Genomic DNA, 18,110 nt, shown 5'->3' with positions numbered 1-18,110 from the left:
AACCGTCGTGACAGCGGAACTGACGAAACACGTGACAGCAGGACAACAGAACAAAGGAGGGTCCGGGCCACGCACCGGATCTTCACGACCCACTCGCCGGACGCGCGTGAGAACGCGTACCGGACCGCCGACCGGCCGTGGCCCGCCGCCTGCACCCCGCCCGCAGACGACGGGCCATCGCCGTGCCCGCCGCTCCTCGTCGTCGCCCCCGTTCAACCGCTCGGCGCCATCGTGGTTATCCGTACCGTTAGTGTGGGGCTCCGTCCGAGACGCGCCAACGCCCCGACGGAGCGCGCGTGTACACCGATGCAGCCCCCGGGGGGACGCCCCCCCGGACCCGGCCGGAGGGCCCGTACCTCGATGTCCGTGCACAGCCAACCGACGGCGCCGTACGCGGCTGCCGCCGCCCCAGAGTTCCCCCGGCATGTCGTCACCGCCGTGCTCGTCTCCCATGACGGCGCACGCTGGCTGCCCGACGCGCTCGCGGGACTGCTCGGGCAGGAACGCCCCGTACAGAACGTCGTCGCCGCCGACACCGGCAGCGCCGACGATTCCGCGCGGCTGGTCACCGAGGCGCTCGGCGCCGAACGCGTCCTGCACCTCGCGCGCCGTACGAGCTTCGGCACCGCCGTCGACGAGGCGACCCGCACGGCAGGCGTCCTCACCCCCGAGGACCTGCCGTACCTCAAGCGCCCCAGCAGCTGGGACCCCGTCAGCAGGACCTGGCGCGATGACGCGTACGACCTGCCCGAACTGCCCCACGGCGAACCCGTGCAGTGGCTCTGGCTGCTCCACGACGACTGTGCACCGGAGCCCGACGCCCTCGCTGAACTGCTGCGCGTCGTCGACACCGACCCGCACGCCGCGATCGTCGGCCCCAAACTCCGTGGCTGGTACGACCGCAAGCAACTGCTCGAAGTCGGCGTCTCCATCGCCAACAGCGGTCGCCGCTGGACCGGACTCGACCGGCGCGAGCAGGACCAGGGCCAGCACGACCAGGTCCGCACCGTGCTCTCCGTCTCCACCGCGGGCATGCTGATCCGCCGTGACATCTGGGAAGAACTCGGCGGGTTCGACCGCAGGCTCCCGCTGATGCGCGACGACGTCGATCTGTGCTGGCGCGCCCACACCGCGGGACACCGGGTGCTCGTCGCCCCCGACGCCGTTCTCAGGCACGCCGAGGCGTCCGCCCGGGAGCGTCGCCCCATCGACTGCGCGGGCCGCTCGGTCGCCTCCCCGCACCGCGTCGACAAGGCCGGTGCCGTCTACACGATGCTGGCCAACGCACGCGCCAAGGTGCTGCCCTGGGTGCTGCTCCGGCTCGTCGTCGGCACGCTGCTGCGCACCCTCGCCTATCTCGTCGGCAAGGTGCCCGGCCAGGCCGTCGACGAGGTTGCCGGGCTCTTCGGCACGCTCCTCCGCCCCGGACGGATCCTCTCGGCCCGGCGCGGTCGCGGCAAGGGCGCGGTCGACCAGGCCGAACTGCGCGGACTCTTCCCGCCGCCCGGCGCCACCGTCCGCGCCACCGTCGAGCAGGTCGCCGGAAACCTCGGCGGCGGTTCCGACGCCGACTCGGGCGGCTCCCGGCACGGCGCCGTGGAGTCCGGTCCCGGCGGTGACGACGCCGACTTCCTGGAGATCGAGCAGTTCGCGCGGCTGAAGCGGATCGGGCGCAAGCCGGGGCCGGTGCTCTTCGCCGTGCTGCTGCTCGTGTCGCTCGTCGCCTGTCGTGGCCTGCTCGGCGGCGGGGCGCTCGCGGGCGGTGCACTGCTGCCGGCCCCCGCGGACGTCTCCGACCTGTGGGGCAAGTACGCGGACGGCTGGCACACGATCGGCACGGGCGGCACCCAGACCGCACCGCCCTACCTGGCCGTGATCTCCGCGCTGTCCGCGCTGTTCCTCGGATCGACCGGCTTCGCGCTCACGCTGCTGCTGGTCTGCTCGGTCCCGCTCGCCGGACTCACCGCGTACTTCGTCTCCCGGCCGCTGCTCGAATCGAGGCTGCTGCGGGCCTGGGCGAGCGTCGCGTACGCCTTCCTGCCCGCGGCGACCGGCGCCCTGGCGACGGGCCGTCTCGGCACCGCCGTACTGGCCGTCCTGCTGCCGCTGATCGCCCGTGCCGCCGTCTCCGCGCACGGTATGCGCGCCGACGGCGACGCCCGCGGCAGCTGGCGCGCCACCTGGGCGTACACCCTGCTCCTCACCTTCACGATGGCCTTCACACCCATCGTCTGGCCGCTCGCCGTGGTCCTCGGCATCGGCGTGCTCGCACTGCGCCGCGACGACATCGCCGCGTACGGGCTCCGCTTCCTCGCGACGATCGGCACGCCGCTGCTGGTTCTCGCGCCGTGGTCGCTCTCGCTCCTCACCAGCCCGTCCGCGTTCCTGAAGGAGGCGGGCCTGGACATCGGTTCGGGCACGGCCTCCGCCCTCGACCTGCTCGGCATCAGCCCCGGCGGCCCCAAGGCCGCGGGCGGCGTGCTGCTGCTCGGCATCGTGTTCGCCGCGCTGGCCGCGCTGCTGCGCGGGGAGCGGCAGTTCGCGGTACGCACCGCGTGGGCCGTCGCGCTGGTGGGGCTGGTCTTCGCCGCTCTCACCAACGGCTCGGGCTGGGCGGGCCCCGCCACCCTCGTCTACGGCCTCGCACTGATCGCCGCCGCGCTGGTCGGCGCGGACGGCGCCCGGGTGCGTGTGGCCGAGCTCAGCTTCGGCTGGCGCCAGCCCGTCGCCGCGCTGATCGCCGTCGCCGCGGGCCTCGCCCCGGTGCTGGCCGCCGCGGGCTGGATGATCGGCGGCGCCGCGGGCCCGCTGGAGCGCCGTGACCCGGTGCAGGTGCCCGCTTTCGTCGCGGAGGAAAGCACCACGCGCGACCAGCCGCGCACCCTGGTCCTCGGCGGCACCTCGCCCGCCAGCGTGTCGTACACCCTGGTCCGCGGCTCCGGTGCCCGGCTCGGCGACGCCGAACTGGTCGAGGCGGGCGGCAGCAACAGCCACCTCGACAAGGTCGTCGCCAATCTGGTCGCGGGCTCCGGTGCCGACCAGGGCAGCCAGCTCAGCGGCTTCGCGATCCGTTACGTACTGGTGCGGGACGGTGCTCCGAAGGAGATGAGCCGGGTCCTCGACGCCACCCCGGGTCTCAGCCGGCTCAGCCAGCTGGACGGCAGTGCCTTGTGGCGGGTCGACCGGCAGGTCGCCCGGATCATGATCGTCCCCTCCGGTACCGACGGCGAACAGTTGCCCGTCGGCTCCCTCCCCGTCGAGGCGCACGCCAGGATCCCGGCAGGCGGCTCCGGCCGGGTGCTGCGGATCGCCGACGCCGCCGACCCCGGCTGGGAGGCGACGCTCGACGGACGGGCCCTGACCCGGAAGACCGTCGACGGCTGGGCCCAGGGCTTCGAGCTTCCCACCGAGGGCGGCACGCTGGACCTCACCTACAACGCGCCGTTCACCCACACCGCCTGGGTCTGGGCCCAGACCGCGCTGGCCGTGGTCCTGCTGGTCCTCGCCCTGCCGGGCCGCCGCCGGGAGATCGACGACGACCTGCCGGAGGAGGCCATGACGGTTCCGGCGGAGTCGGTCGCGGGCGAGGGGCGCCGGGCGCGCAGGCTCCGGGCGGCGGCCCAGGCCGAGGCCGAGGCCGCGCCGGAACCGGCCGGGGACGGACATGCCGAGGAGGCACCCGGGACGGCGGGGGAGTACGCCCCGGCGGAGCAGGCGGGTGAGCACATTCCCGCACAGCAGACGGCCGAGCCGCAGCCGCAGCAGACCGACGGCCAGGACGCCTACGCCGCACAGTCCGACAGCGGCCAGTACGCGGCGGTGCCGCAGCAGCAGTACGGCGAATGGGACGCGCAGCAGTACCAGGGCGGCGACTACCAGCAGTACCAGGGCGGGCAGCAGTACCAGGACGGCCAGTACGGCACGCAGCAGGACCACCCCGCGACCGCCGACCCGTACCAGCAGCAGGCCTACGACCCGTACGGCTACGCACAACAGCAACAGCAGCAGTCGTACGACCCGCAGGTCCCGTACGTCGCGCAGGACCAGCAGTACGATCCGCAGGCCCCGTACGACCCCCAGGCCCATTACGGCGGGCAGAGCCAGTACGACCCGCAGAACCCCGACGGGAACGCCCCGGGCCAGCACCCGTGGCCGACCGGTAACGCATCGCGAGGCGAGTCCGAGTGAAGTCCACCAGCCTGTCCCTCATCGCGGGCATCGTCGCCCTCGCCGCCGTCACCGGATTCGCCGCGGCCACCGCGCCCGGCGACGGGGGCACGACGGAGGCGAAGACCGCCACCCGGCTGCCCGTCGAGCGATCCAGCCTGCTCTGCCCGGCGCCCGGTCTCTCGGACCTCGCGGAGACGACGTACACGTCCTTCACCCCGGCGGGCGGCGGTGGCGGTGAAGCCGGTACGGCCGAACTGAAGCAGTCCGCGGCCACCACGGCCGAGGACGCCATGGGCAAGGGCGGGAGCAAGGGCAAGAAGGACAAGAAGACGACGGATGCCGGAAAGCCGGTCGTCTCCCTCAAGGAACCCGGCAAACCCGCCACCGCCGACGCGTCCGGTGCCGACACCCCCGCGTTGGTCGGTACCGCCACCGGCCGTCTGGCCCCCGGCTGGACCGCTCAGCAGACCACCACCGTGGAGGCGGGCGGCGGCCGCGGTCTGCTCGGTGTCAGCTGCACCGGGCCCGACACCGACTTCTGGTTCCCGGCCGCGAGCACCGCGAAGTCCCGCGAGGACTACGTCCACCTCACCAACCCCGACGACACGGCGGCCGTCGCCGACATCGAGCTGTACGGTCCGGACGGCAGTCTCAAGTCCGACGTGGGCGAGGGAATCACGGTGCCCGCCCGGTCCAGCGTCCCGGTCCTGATCTCCACACTGACCAGCGAGGTGGCCGAGGACGTGACCGTCCACGTCACCACCCGTACCGGACGCGTCGGCGCGGTCATCAGGACCGCGGACGATGGAACCGGCAGCGACTGGCTGGCCGCCTCCGCCGACCCGTCGGGCACGCTGGTGTTCCCCGGCATCCCCGCGGACGCCACCTCGGTCCGCCTGGTGGCCTTCGCACCCAGCGACGACGACGCCGATCTGAACGTGAAACTGCTCGGCAAGAACGGCGCGATCTCCCCGGTCGGGCACGAGGACCTCCACGTCAAGTCGAGGATGACCGCGGGCATCGACCTGAAGGACATCACCAAGGGCGAGCCCGGCTCCCTGCTGCTGACGCCGGCCCGGAGCAACAAGAGCACCCCGGTGGTGGCCGCACTGCGCGTGGTCCGCGGCAAGGGCTCGGGGCAGGAGGTCGGTTACATCCCGGCGACCGCCCCGGTGGGTGCCCAGGCGACCGTGGCCGACAACCGTGCCGAGGGGTCCACGCTCTCGCTCACCGCACCGGGCGCCACCGCCACCGTGAAGGTCACCGCCTCCGCGGGCAGCGAGGGCGGCGAGCAGGTCGTCAAGACGTACACGGTCAAGGGCCGTACGACGCTCGCGATCACCCCGCCCGTACCGTCCGGGCTCAAGGGCGGCTACGCGCTGACGGTCCGCACGGAGTCGGGCGGCCCGGTCTACGCCGCGCGCACACTGAGCATTCCGCTGAACGGCGTCCAGATGTTCACCGTGCAGACCCTGCCGGACGACGGAGGAACGGTGGAGGTGCCCGCGGCCGTCCAGGACCTGGCCGTCCTGGACGACTGAGCGGACGGCCCCGGTGGAACCGGTCGTCCTGCCCGGACGGCCGGTCCTACTCCTGCCCGTACCGCGGATCCACCGACTCAGGTGAGAGCCCGAGCAGCTCCGCGACCTGTTCCACCACGACCTCGTGCACCAGCAGGGCGCGCTCGTCGCGACTCTTGGTACGGATCTCGACGGGCCGCCGGTAGACGACGATCTGCGCGGGCCGGCCCTTCTCCGCGGAGACCGCGCGCCCCAGGGGCACGGTCTCCTCCTGCGTCCCCGGCACATCGAGCACCATGAAGTCGACATCGGCCAGCTGCGGCCAGCGCCGCTCCAGCCGCTCCACCGAGTCCTGCACGAGATCACGGAAGTTCTCCGCCCGACTGACCGAGAGCGGCACCTGGGGCGGGGCGACGGGCCCGCGCATGCCGCGGCCATGGCGGTCACGTCGACGCGGGCGCGGCTCGGACGGGTGGGGCGGTACGGGACTGTCCATCACTGACGCAGGGTAACCCTGTACGGGGCGGCCGGACCGCCGCTCCCTGACGGAGCGTCGGCCTGTCCAATCCTGAACAATCCGGCCAACCAGGAGCTCGTTTCCAGCCCAGCTCCTGACCGTTGATCTCCTGCTGAATGACAGCTTTTGTGCCGAGTGGTGACCGGAATCGTTGCCCGTATGACCTGCGGTTCTGTGTTCCGTCGCAGGTCAGGAGGAGTGTCCGGAAGACGCTCGTGCCGGAGGTGACAGGGCGACACGGAGGGGTGAGCTGAGGGAGAGTCGTCGCAGCCCGCTCAAGAGTGCGGTACCGTCCAACATCGTGAGCCCTGTACGTCGCTGTTCGCGCACCGCGTGCGGCCGCCCTGCCGTCGCGACACTGACGTACGTCTATGCCGACTCGACTGCGGTCCTCGGCCCGCTCGCCACCTACGCCGAGCCCCACTGCTACGACCTCTGTGCCGAGCACAGTGAGCGGCTGACCGCACCACGCGGCTGGGAAGTCGTCAGGCTCTCCGACCCCTCCGCCCCCACGCGCCCCAGCGGCGACGACCTCGAAGCGCTCGCCAACGCCGTACGGGAAGCGGCGCGGCCGCACGACCGCGGTCCCGACGGCAGGGGCGACGGCCCGCAGGCCGCGGATCCTATGGAGGTGGCGCGCCGCGGCCATCTGCGGGTGCTGCGCTCACCGGACTCCTGAGTGAGGCGTGCCGCGGCACGCCTCACACGTGTGTTCGACTGACCGTTCCTCGATGTCGCCGACCCGACGGGCAGACCGGTCGGCGGTGCGGGCTCCGGCTCCGACACCTCCGAGAACGCCCTCTTCGGCGTGCTCCAGGTCTCGGCGGCACGTGAACCGCGCCTGTGCCGCAGTTGCTCGCCGCGGTGAACAGTTCCGGCGGGGTGCTCGGCAAGATGATCTCCCCGCGGAACCTGACGATCGCCTGCGCGTCGGACGGCCGGGCCGGACGCGAGGGACACCTGTTGCGCAAGGTGCTGCCGTGGGGCCTGGGACTACTGCTTGTGATGTGTCTGATCGTCCTGAAACAGAGCACGATAGTGCTGGGACGGATGCTGCCCCGAGGGCTGTCCCGCCGGCCGCCGGACGACCGAGCGGCAAAACCGGCCTTCCGGCACGGTGGGCAGAACCGGGCAGCGGTGCAGCCGCAGGACCTCACGGCCCGCCCGATCGGCCGCCGGGTAGTTTGGGCGGTCCGAAGAAATCTCAGGAGGACCGGCCCGTGGCTGCTGATCTGTCGCAGATCGTGAAGGCGTACGACGTGCGCGGAGTGGTGCCCGACCAGTGGGACGAGTCGCTGGCCGAGCATTTCGGGGCCGCGTTCGTCGAGGTGACGGACGCCGACGCGATCGTGATCGGCCACGACATGCGGCCCTCGTCGCCCGGCCTCGCGGCAGCCTTCGCGCGCGGCGCGGCGGCGCGCGGCGCGGACGTCACCATGATCGGCCTCTGCTCGACCGACCAGCTGTACTTCGCCTCGGGCAGCCTCGGCCTCCCCGGCGCCATGTTCACCGCCTCACACAATCCGGCGCGGTACAACGGCATCAAGTTCTGCCGGGCCGGCGCCGCACCCGTGGGCCAGGACACCGGGCTCGCCGAGATCCGCGCCCTGGTCGAGAAATGGTCCGAGACCGGCGTGCCGCAGCCTGCCGTCGCCCCGGGCACCCTCACCGAACGCGAGACGCTTCCCGACTACGCCGCACACCTGCTGTCGCTGGTCGACCTCGCGTCGATCCGCCCGCTGAAGGTGGTCGTCGACGCGGGCAACGGCATGGGCGGCCACACCGTCCCCACCGTCTTCGCCGACCTTCCCGTGGACCTCGTACCGATGTACTTCGAGCTCGACGGCACGTTCCCCAACCATGAGGCCAACCCTCTCGACCCGAAGAACCTCGTCGACCTCCAGGCCCGGGTCGTGGCCGAGGGTGCGGACCTGGGCCTCGCCTTCGACGGCGACGCCGACCGCTGCTTCGTCGTCGACGAGCGGGGCGCGGGCGTCTCCCCGTCCGCGATCACGGCCCTGGTCGCGGCCCGCGAACTCGCCCGCAACGGCGGCAGCGGCACCGTCATCCACAACCTGATCACCTCGCTCTCCGTCCCCGAGGTCGTCCGCGAGAACGGCGGAACGCCGGTCCGCACCCGCGTGGGCCACTCCTTCATCAAGGCGGAGATGGCCGAGCACGGCGCGATCTTCGGCGGCGAGCACTCCGCGCACTACTACTTCCGCGACTTCTGGAACGCCGATACGGGGATGCTCGCCGCGCTCCACGTCCTGGCCGCGCTCGGGGGCCAGAACGGCACCCTGTCGGAACTGGTCGCCCAGTACGACCGCTACACCGGGTCCGGCGAGATCAACTCCACGGTCGCCGACCAGCCTGGCCGCACGGCGGCGGTACGCGAATCCTTCGCACCCCGCGACGGTGTGAGCACCGACGACCTGGACGGCCTGACGGTCCTGGGCCCGGACTGGTGGTTCAACCTGCGGGCCTCCAACACGGAACCCCTGCTCCGCCTGAACGTCGAGGCCCGCGACGAGCGGACGATGACGGCGGTACGGGACGAGGTTCTGGCCCTGGTCCGGGCACGGGCCGCGTAGGGCGGGACCGGGCGGACGGGCACTGTCGCGAGAGTCCGAGGGCCGGGGGGTTCGGCCCGGTCGAGCGATTCCGGCCTGCTGAGCGGTGCCGATCGGCCCGCCCCGCGACCTCCGCCCGGCCGAGCCCGCACCCGGCCCCCGCGCTCCTCGACCCCCGCCCCGCCCCGGCCCGCGCCCCCCGAACCCCGGCGGTAGGCTGACGTCGCCTGATCCGCGTGAACCCGAACCGCTTGTTCGAATGCTTGAAGGGACTCACCCCATGCCGCTCGAAGCCGGCCTTCTGGAGATCCTCGCCTGCCCGGCCTGTCACTCTCCGCTCGACGACCGGTCGGCAGCCGACAGCCCCGAGCTGATCTGCACCGGCAAGGACTGCGGTCTGGCCTACCCGGTACGGGACGGCATCCCCGTCCTCCTCGTCGACGAGGCCCGCCGCCCCGCGTAACGGCATCCGTGCCCGAACCCGCACGGTGATCAGCATGTGATCGGAGGACCGTCTCCATGTTCGACGAGTCGCTGCTCGACGCCCCGGAATCGCTGGCCCGAGCCGACCGCCGCGGCCTGCTCCGAGGTGCCGCCGAGGCCGGGGCCCGGGTCCGCACCGCCGCCCGGCACGCGGCGGAGGCCGGGATCGGCGCGCTGAACCCGGAAGGCCGCCCCCGCGCCGTACTCATCGCGGGCTCCGGCACCGCCGCGTCCGGCGTGGCCGACCTGATCACCGCCCTGGCAGGAGCCTCCGCGCCCGTCACCCGCATCCACCCCACCGGGGTCGCCCCTGCCGCGGGCGCGCTGCGCTGGACGCTTCCCGGCTGGGCCGGCTCCGTGGACCTGCTGCTGATCGTCACGGCCGAAGGTTCCGAACCCGGCCTCTCCCTCCTCGCCGAACAGGCGTACCGCCGCGGCTGCAGCGTCGTCGCCGTCGCCCCCCGCCAGTCACCCTTGCGCGAGGCGATCGACGGGGCGCACGGACTCCTCGTACCGATGGCCACCGCCCCGTACGGCGAGTACGACGCCGAGACGTCCGCGGCGGGACCCGGCACGCTCTGGGCCCTGTTCACCCCATTGCTCGCGCTGCTCGACCGGGTGGGCCTGGTCACCGCGTCCGCCGAGGCACTGCAGAGTGTCGCCGACCGCCTGGACCGCACCGCGGAACGCTGCGGTCCGACCATCGTCACGGACAGCAACCCGGCCAAGACCCTCGCCGCCGAACTCGCCGACAGCCTGCCCCTCATCTGGACGGAGGGCGACGCGGCGGCCCCGGTCGGCCGCAGATTCGCCGCGGTCCTGGCCGAGCTGTCCGGCCGACCGGCCCTCGCCGCCGAACTCCCCGAGGCACTCCCCGCCCACGGCGCGCTGCTGGCGGGCACCTTCGCCGCCGGCGCCGACCCCGACGACTTCTTCCGCGACCGGGTCGAGGAGCCGGAGCCGCTGCACGCCCGCGTCGTACTGCTCCGCGACCGTCCCACCGGCGGGCTGAGCGCCGGCCCCGCCGCCCGCGAACTGGCCCTCGGCCACGACACGGCGATCAGCGAGCTCGAACCGGACGAGGGCACCGAGCTCGAAGCCCTGGCCGAACTCCTCGCGGTCACCGACTTCGCGGCCGTCTACCTGGCACTCGCGTCGGCAGCCCGCGCCTGAAGACCCGAACCGGTCCCGCACCGCACACCACAACTGCGCCCGCGCCGCCCCGCCAAGCCACCTCCACCACCTCGATCCACGCATCTCACAAGGACGAACCCATGGACCGGCTCTCCAACACCGTGCGCCCTTATGCCTGGGGCTCCACCACCGCCATCCCCGAGCTGCTCGGCATCGCCCCCACCGGGGAACCCCAGGCCGAGATGTGGATGGGCGCCCACCCCGGAGCCCCCTCCCGCCTCACCCGCATGACCGGAACCGGAGAGGCGGGCCACGAACAGGCCCTCACCGAGGTCATCGCCGCAGACCCCGAGCGCGAACTGGGCCGGGCCACCGTCGAGAAATTCGGCCCCCGCCTGCCCTTCCTCCTCAAACTGCTCGCCGCCGGTGCCCCCCTCTCCCTCCAGGTCCACCCCGACCTCGCACAGGCCGGGCGGGGCTACGAGGACGAGGAGCGCCGATCCGTCCCGATCGACGCACCCCACCGCACGTACAAGGACGCCAACCACAAGCCCGAGCTGATCTGCGCGCTCACCCCCTTCGCCGGCCTGTGCGGCTTCCGCAGGCCCACCGAGGCGGCCGAGGCGATGGCGGCACTCGGCATCGACTCCCTCAAGCCCTACGTCGACCTCCTCGGCGCCCATCCCGAAGAGGCGGCCCTGCGCGAGGTCCTCACCGCGATCCTCAGCGCCGACCCGATGGACATGGCCGAAACGGTGAACCGGGCAGCCGCTGCCGCCGAACGTCTCGGCGGAGCCCACGCCCCGTACGCGCGGATCGCCCACCACTTCCCCGGCGATCCCGGTGTCCTCGCGGCGATGCTGCTGAATTACGTGGAACTCCAGCCCGGCGAAGCACTCTTCCTCGGAGCCGGTGTGCCGCACGCCTATCTGGACGGCCTCGGAGTCGAGATCATGGCCAACTCGGACAACGTGCTGCGCTGCGGACTCACGCCCAAACACATCGACGTCCCCGAACTGCTGCGCATCGTCCGCTTCGAGGCGACCGACCCCGGTGTCCTGCGCCCCGAGGCGTCCCCGTCCGGCGAGGAACTGTACGAGACGCCCGTGGACGAATTCCGGCTCTCGCGCTTCGACCTGTCGCCCGGCGCGGACCCCGTCGAACTGACCAGGGGCGCCCCGCAGATCCTGCTCTGCACCGCGGGCGCCCCGAAGGCGGGCACGCTCGGTCTCACCCCCGGCGCCTCGGTGTTCGTTCCCTCCGGCGAGAAGGTCGAAGTGTCCGGTACGGGAACCCTGTTCCGCGCGACCGTGGTGGTCTGACGTACCGTCCGCACCAACGGCTGCAACAATGTCCGGCCGTACCGCGGCGCCAGGGCCGCAGCACCGAAGAAGGGACACCAGGCACCCATGAGTGCGTCAGGCGGAACCAAGGCGATCGTGGCGGCACTCGGCGCCAACCTCGCGATCGCAGTGGCCAAATTCGTGGCGTTCCTGTTCAGTGGCTCGTCGTCGATGCTCGCGGAGAGCGTCCACTCGGTCGCCGACTCGGGCAACCAGGGACTGCTGCTGCTCGGCGGCAAGAAGGCCCAGCGCGAGGCGACCCCCCAGCACCCCTTCGGCTACGGCCGTGAGCGCTACATCTATGCCTTCCTCGTCTCCATCGTGCTGTTCTCGGTCGGTGGCATGTTCGCGGTGTACGAGGGCTACGAGAAGATCAAGCACCCCCACGAGATCGAGGCCTGGTACTGGCCGGTCGGCGTACTGGTCTTCGCGGTCATCGCCGAGGGCTTCTCCTTCCGCACGGCCATCAAGGAGTCCAACGAGACCCGTGGATCTCTCTCCTGGAAGGAGTTCATCCGCCGCGCGAAGGCCCCCGAACTCCCCGTCGTGCTCCTGGAGGACTTCGGCGCACTGATCGGCCTGGTGCTCGCCCTCGCGGGCGTCGGCCTGGCCCTCGCGACCGGCAACGGCGTCTGGGACGGCATCGGCACCCTCTGCATCGGCGTCCTGCTGATCGTCATCGCGATCGTCCTCGCCGCCGAGACGAAGTCCCTGCTGCTCGGCGAGGCCGCCGGAGCCGACCAGGTCGAGAAGATCAAGGCCGCGGTCGTCGACGGCGACACGGTCACCGGCATCATCCACATGCGTACGCTCCACCTCGGCCCGGAGGAGCTGCTGGTCGCCGCCAAGATCGCGGTGCAGCACGACGACACGGCCACCGAAGTGGCCAACGCCATCAACGCCGCCGAGACCCGTATCCGCGCAGCCGTCCCGATCGCGCGGGTCATCTACCTGGAACCGGACATCTACAGCGAGGCGGCCGCCGCGGCCGGCATCAACCCCGGCAAGGCCCCGGGCGGATCTCCCTCGCCGACTCCCGACGGCCCCTCGGACGCCCCGACGCATTCCGGCCACTGAACGCAGCCACGCACGCACATCGTCCGACCCCCTCTCGACCGCCCCGGTACGCCGCTCCTCATCCCCGCCCGTCCGGGCGGGCTGGGAGCGGCTGGGCCGATCGGTGTAGATTCGATGCCAGTGTCAGACGTCGCTGCTGATGGCGGTCGATCGGTCCGTATGCGCGGACCGGCCGAGGGAGAGAGGGCCTCCGACGGACTGTGCTGCGAGCACCCGGGCATTCGTATGTCCGGCGCCGCAGAGCCAGCCGTGCCCACCTCGACACCCATCACGAGGAGCAGCCCGTTATGACAACGGTCGCCAATCGCCAGGACTTCAAGGTCGCCGACCTCTCCCTCGCGGCGTTCGGTCGCAAGGAGATCACCCTCGCCGAGCACGAGATGCCCGGCCTGATGTCGATCCGCAAGGAGTACGCCGCCGCGCAGCCGCTGGCCGGCGCGCGCATCACCGGTTCGCTGCACATGACCGTGCAGACGGCCGTGCTGATCGAGACCCTGGTCGCCCTCGGCGCCGAGGTCCGCTGGGCCTCCTGCAACATCTTCTCCACCCAGGACCACGCCGCCGCAGCCATCGCCGTGGGCCCGAACGGCACCCCGGACGCCCCCGCGGGCGTCCCGGTCTTCGCCTGGAAGGGCGAGACGCTCGAAGAGTACTGGTGGTGCACGGAGCAGGCACTGACCTGGCCGAACACGCCCACGGGCGGCCCGAACATGATCCTCGACGACGGTGGTGACGCCACGCTCCTCGTCCACAAGGGCGTCGAGTTCGAGAAGGCCGGTGCGGCCCCGGACCCGTCGACCGCGGACAGCGAGGAGTACGGCCACATCCTCACCCTGCTGAACCGCACCCTCGGTGAGTCCCCGCAGAAGTGGACCCAGCTGGCGTCCGAGATCCGCGGTGTCACCGAAGAGACCACGACCGGTGTGCACCGGCTCTACGAGATGCACCGCGACGGCACCCTCCTCTTCCCGGCGATCAACGTCAATGACGCCGTCACCAAGTCCAAGTTCGACAACAAGTACGGCTGCCGCCACTCCCTGATCGACGGCATCAACCGCGCCACCGACGTCCTCATCGGCGGCAAGACCGCCGTCGTCTGCGGCTACGGCGACGTGGGCAAGGGCTGCGCGGAGTCCCTGCGCGGCCAGGGTGCCCGCGTGATCATCACCGAGGTCGACCCGATCTGCGCGCTGCAGGCGGCGATGGACGGCTACCAGGTGACCACGCTCGACGAGGTCGTCGACAAGGCCGACATCTTCGTCACCACCACGGGCAACAAGGACATCATCATGGCCGCCGACATGGCCAAGATGAAGCACCAGGCCATCGTCGGGAACATCGGTCACTTCGACAACGAGATCGACATGGCCGGCCTGGCGAAGATCGACGGCATCGTCAAGGACGAGGTCAAGCCGCAGGTCCACACCTGGACGTTCCCCGACGGCAAGGTCCTCATCGTGCTGTCCGAGGGCCGCCTGCTGAACCTGGGCAACGCCACCGGCCACCCGTCGTTCGTGATGTCCAACTCGTTCGCGGACCAGACCCTGGCCCAGATCGAGCTGTACACCAAGCCCGAGGAGTACCCGACCGACGTCTACGTGCTGCCCAAGCACCTGGACGAGAAGGTCGCCCGTCTCCACCTCGACGCGCTCGGCGTGAAGCTGACGACGCTCCGCCCCGAGCAGGCCGCCTACATCGGTGTCGAGGTCGAAGGCCCGTACAAGCCCGACCACTACCGCTACTGATCCCGCCCGTCAGCGATCGTGCACGTCACCACCGGTCGGTGACGACCGACCGCTGACAGACGGAACAGCCTCAGCAGCTACGAGCGCAGGCCCCCGCACCCCCGTGTCGGGGGCCTGCGTCGTACCGCACCCGCTCAGCCCGAGGAACCTCGAAGGACCCCATGCCCCGCGGCCGATATTCGCTCCACGATCTCCACGATCACACCCTCCTCGGCGAAGAACACTTCCAGTGCGCCCCCGGCCCCTCCGGCTGGCGCTACGTCTCCCGGACCACCGCTCCTTCCGGCGACCACCTCGGTTCCGTCGACCTCACCCTCGATGCACTGGGCCGCCCCATCCGCCTCGAACTTCATGCCGCGAGCTGGCAGGTCCGCGGCGCCGCCCTCGAAGGCGTCACCTGGGTCCGCACCGACCCGACCGGTACTCATGCCACCGAAGGCAATGCGCGCGCCCACGCCTTCACCGGCACATCCCCCGCGTTCCTCATCGCGACCGCACGACTGCTGCGCCTCACCCCCACTTCCCCCGCGACCCGCGTCCGCCTGGTCGCCTTCACGGACCCGGTCCTCGCCCCCCGTACCGTCGACCAGTCCTGGGCTCTGGTGAACAGTGAAGCGCACGCCACTGACAACGGCCTTCTGACGGTGGACGAATACCAGGTCAGCGCCTTGGACACTGGCGAACAGCACACCGTCCACATCGCCGGCGACGTGGTCCTCTCGGCGCCCGGCATCGAGCTCGAAGACCTGGAATCCCCACCGTCGCCGCGCTGAAGTCTTCCGTCCGGATCTCGCCGGGCTCGCGTGCCCCGGCGCACCGATCCGGCCTGATGCCAGAACGAAAGACCCCAAGGGCTGTCCCGCAATCCCTGGCGGGCGCGCGACCACAGCCACGGCACCTCGCCGCGTTGTCGGGACGTCCGCATACATCCAGTATGCGGACGTCCCTCCGCCTTGCGATGCACCGCATCCGACGCCGCGCACTGATCCACCACGGATTGCGGGACCACTCTTTAGGCAGGCGGTGCGAACCCCGTCGCAGCGGGCGCAGCCCCGCGCTCCTCCACCACCGGCCCCACGGGAGCGGATGCCCCGGCAACCTCCGCAGCCGACAGGGACTCCACCGGCAGGGGCTCCGCCAGCGGGGAAGCAACAGCTCCACCGTTCAATGCCCCGCTCCCCGCCTGCCCGCCCGCACCAGCGTCCGCACCCTCGGCCTGCCCGGACCCCGCTTGCACCGCACTGCCTCGACCAGCGGCGAACACCCGCCGCGCATCCCGCGCCTGGCGTTCGTTCACCACTGCCGCCAGATACGCCCGGGCCGGCACTCCCTCGGGCACCGGAACTCCGGTCCGCGTCGCCAACTCCCCGGCCAGCCGTTCCGCCATGGACCAGCCCACCCGCGCGTCGAGCTGATGCATCCGCGTCAGGTACTGCCGTATCGCCAGCCAGAGATCGTCCGGCACCGCCGACAGATCCAGTCCCGCGAACCGCCCGACCAACCACGGCGGCGGAGGCGGCACGGCAGCCGCCCGTCCGGCCGGCACCCGCTCACGTACGACGAGCGTCCCCGCGAACACATCACCGAGCCGCCGTCCCCGCGCCGACACCAGCGAAGCGATACAGGCGACAACCCCGAGCGTCATCAGAACCTCGACGACCCCCATGGCCCCGCGCACCAGAGCATGCCGGAATCGGATCGGCCCGCCGTCGTCCCGGACCACCCGCAGCCCGCACACCAGCTTCCCCAGCGAACGCCCATGGCTGAGCGTCTCCACCGCGATCGGCCCACCCACCAGCACCAACAGGAAGGAAGCGACGGATATCGCCGCGAGTGCCGCGTCGTCCAGCTTCGCTGTCGCCATGGCCAGCCCGATCGACACGAGGACGAACGCCGTTCCCACCAGGGCAAGATCGATGGCCAGAGCCAGGGCCCGACTCGGCAATTCGGCCGGCCGCAGTCCCAGCACGACCGCGTCCCCGGTCACGAGCTCACTCATCGCCACCCCACCCTTAGCCGGTCCTACCTGCCCGTCGGGGCCTCAGTCTGCCAAGCTGACCCGCAGCGCGCCGCCGTAGTACGAACCCCGTACGCACCCATGCCTGGAGCAGCAGCCGACCATGGACCTCGACGTCTTCGTGACCGCCCACCGCACCGAGTGGGACCGCCTGGATCATCTCCTGCGCCGCGGGCGCCGACTCACCGGCGCGGAAGCAGATGAACTCGTCGAGCTTTATCAGCGCACGGTCACGCACCTTTCTCTTCTCCAGTCCAGTACCCCGGATCCGATGCTCACCGCGCGCCTCACTCAGCTCGTGGCCCGTGCCCGGTCCGCGGTGACAGGTACTCGCCGAGCCACTTGGCACGACGCCACACGCTTCCTGACCGGTGGTTTCCCCGCCGCCGTCTACCGATCCAGACACTGGTGGATACCCACGGCTGTGCTCTCGACCTTGCTGGCCGCAGTCATCGGCTGGTGGATCGGTACGCATCCGGAAGTCCAGTCGGCCATCGCGGCACCGGACGACCTCCGCCGCCTGACGAGTCCGGGCGGGGAGTACGAGACCTATTACTCCAGCCACCCGGCCGCATCGTTCGCCGCCCAGGTTTGGACGAACAATGCCCAGGCCGCAGCCATGTGCCTGGTCCTGGGAGCGTTCCTCGGCATCCCGGTGATCTGGGTCCTCTTCGTCAATGTGCTCAACCTCGGGGTCGGCATCGGTCTGATGTCCTCGGCCGGCCGGCTCGACACATTCCTGGGGCTGATCCTCCCGCACGGCCTGCTCGAACTCACCGCTGTCTTTGTCGCAGCGGGTACGGGCCTGCGCCTCGGCTGGACGGTCATCGACCCGGGCCCGCAGAGTCGCCGCTCAGCCCTCGCCAAACGGGGCAGAGCGGCGATGGGCATGGCCATCGGCCTCGCCCTGGTCCTGTTCGTCTCGGGCCTCATCGAAGGCTTCGTCACTCCCTCCGGCCTTCCGACCTGGGCGAGAATCGCCCTCGGCGTCACGGCCGAGCTGGCTTTCCTCGGGTACGTCTACATCCTGGGAGGCCGAGCCGCGCGAGCAGGAGACCAGGGAGACCTGGATCCCACGGAACGTAGCGCCGACCTCCCGGTCGCCGCCTGATGTGCGTACGACCCCGCTGACCTGCTAGTCTCCTCTCCGCCCCAAGAGACCGTTGACACGGTGGACCTGGGGAGGTAGATTTTAACGGTTGCGTCGGACTGGACAGGTCCGATCCCAACGGTTAACGTCTAGCTCGCTCTCACCGGAAATACATTTCCGCAGAGCCATTGATTCTCTCATTCCGAATCACACAGTCGATTCAGTTCGACTGAATGTTTCTGATAAAGTCGAGTCAGCCGAAAGGCAAGGCCGTTCCAATTGGCCGCCGGAATTCATATTCGAACCGGAAACGGTGAGAAAAGAGTCTGGTAAGGTTGGAATCGCTGGAAAGGGAAACGCGAAAGCGTGGAACTGGAAAGCGGCCCCGCTTCGACCGGGAATCGGACACGAAAGAGTCTGATAGAGTCGGAAACGCAAGAC

Annotated in this window: 13 protein-coding genes and 1 pseudogene; 12 read left to right on the top strand and 2 right to left on the bottom strand. The window is 71.0% G+C overall.

All coding sequences use genetic code 11. The annotated features are described in order from the left end of the window. Positions 1-360 precede the first annotated feature (360 nt). Together ACIOHC_RS09710 and ACIOHC_RS09705 are read left to right on the top strand one after the other, a co-directional pair. Complete coding sequence (locus ACIOHC_RS09710) at positions 361-4,188, top strand: glycosyltransferase (RefSeq protein WP_401842218.1); 3,828 nt, start codon at positions 361-363, stop codon at positions 4,186-4,188. Beyond that, on the top strand, positions 4,185-5,711 hold the full coding sequence (locus ACIOHC_RS09705; protein WP_401842216.1) for a DUF5719 family protein: 1,527 nt from the start codon (positions 4,185-4,187) through the stop codon (positions 5,709-5,711). The genes ACIOHC_RS09710 and ACIOHC_RS09705 overlap by 4 nt, the downstream gene beginning before the upstream one ends. A gap of 46 nt (positions 5,712-5,757) precedes the next feature. On the opposite strand, the gene ACIOHC_RS09700 is transcribed toward ACIOHC_RS09705, so the two are convergent. Continuing rightward, a complete protein-coding gene (locus ACIOHC_RS09700; RefSeq protein ID WP_351081037.1) occupies positions 5,758-6,186 on the bottom strand; it encodes a metallopeptidase family protein in 429 nt (142 codons plus the stop codon). A 322-nt stretch (positions 6,187-6,508) separates the two neighbouring features. On the opposite strand from ACIOHC_RS09700, the gene ACIOHC_RS09695 reads away from it, so the two are divergent. The 9 genes and pseudogenes from ACIOHC_RS09695 to ACIOHC_RS09655 all read left to right on the top strand — a co-directional run bounded on the left by ACIOHC_RS09695 (position 6,509) and on the right by ACIOHC_RS09655 (position 15,335). Beyond that, complete coding sequence (locus ACIOHC_RS09695) at positions 6,509-6,886, top strand: DUF3499 domain-containing protein (RefSeq protein WP_351081039.1); 378 nt, start codon at positions 6,509-6,511, stop codon at positions 6,884-6,886. An 81-nt stretch (positions 6,887-6,967) separates the two neighbouring features. Beyond that, positions 6,968-7,266, top strand: a pseudogene (locus ACIOHC_RS09690) (L-lactate permease); the annotation flags it as partial. Positions 7,267-7,427: 161 nt separating this feature from the next. Further along, positions 7,428-8,801, top strand: a complete 1,374-nt coding sequence (locus ACIOHC_RS09685; RefSeq protein ID WP_351081041.1) for a phosphomannomutase/phosphoglucomutase — start codon at positions 7,428-7,430, stop codon at positions 8,799-8,801. Positions 8,802-9,060: 259 nt separating this feature from the next. Next, complete coding sequence (locus ACIOHC_RS09680) at positions 9,061-9,243, top strand: Trm112 family protein (protein ID WP_328894320.1); 183 nt, start codon at positions 9,061-9,063, stop codon at positions 9,241-9,243. A 56-nt stretch (positions 9,244-9,299) separates the two neighbouring features. Then, positions 9,300-10,436 (top strand): SIS domain-containing protein, encoded by a 1,137-nt coding sequence (locus tag ACIOHC_RS09675; protein ID WP_351081044.1) that lies wholly within the window; start codon positions 9,300-9,302, stop codon positions 10,434-10,436. A gap of 101 nt (positions 10,437-10,537) precedes the next feature. Then, positions 10,538-11,719, top strand: coding sequence for a mannose-6-phosphate isomerase, class I (manA, locus tag ACIOHC_RS09670; protein ID WP_351081046.1), 1,182 nt, complete (start codon positions 10,538-10,540; stop codon positions 11,717-11,719). Between the two features lie 87 nt (positions 11,720-11,806). Further along, the gene (locus ACIOHC_RS09665) at positions 11,807-12,817 is read left to right on the top strand and encodes a cation diffusion facilitator family transporter (protein WP_401842211.1); all 1,011 of its coding nucleotides are present in this window, start codon (positions 11,807-11,809) and stop codon (positions 12,815-12,817) included. A 287-nt stretch (positions 12,818-13,104) separates the two neighbouring features. Further along, the gene (gene ahcY / locus ACIOHC_RS09660; RefSeq protein WP_351081050.1) at positions 13,105-14,562 is read left to right on the top strand and encodes an adenosylhomocysteinase; all 1,458 of its coding nucleotides are present in this window, start codon (positions 13,105-13,107) and stop codon (positions 14,560-14,562) included. Between the two features lie 161 nt (positions 14,563-14,723). Next, positions 14,724-15,335 (top strand): hypothetical protein, encoded by a 612-nt coding sequence (locus ACIOHC_RS09655; RefSeq protein ID WP_351081052.1) that lies wholly within the window; start codon positions 14,724-14,726, stop codon positions 15,333-15,335. A 239-nt stretch (positions 15,336-15,574) separates the two neighbouring features. On the opposite strand, the gene ACIOHC_RS09650 is transcribed toward ACIOHC_RS09655, so the two are convergent. Next, complete coding sequence (locus tag ACIOHC_RS09650) at positions 15,575-16,561, bottom strand: RDD family protein (RefSeq protein WP_401842207.1); 987 nt, start codon at positions 16,559-16,561, stop codon at positions 15,575-15,577. 121 nt (positions 16,562-16,682) lie between these two features. Here ACIOHC_RS09650 and ACIOHC_RS09645 point away from each other — a divergent pair, with 121 nt between their 5' ends. Continuing rightward, entirely contained in the window at positions 16,683-17,690 is a 1,008-nt protein-coding gene (locus ACIOHC_RS09645) for a stage II sporulation protein M (RefSeq protein WP_401842204.1), read from the top strand. The last annotated feature ends 420 nt before the right edge of the window (positions 17,691-18,110 follow it).

Source organism: Streptomyces sp. NPDC088252, from assembly GCF_044740965.1.
In the GTDB taxonomy this organism is placed as follows: domain Bacteria; phylum Actinomycetota; class Actinomycetes; order Streptomycetales; family Streptomycetaceae; genus Streptomyces.
The sequence above is the reverse complement of the archived record's forward strand: the minus strand, read 5'-3'. Positions and strand labels throughout refer to the sequence as shown.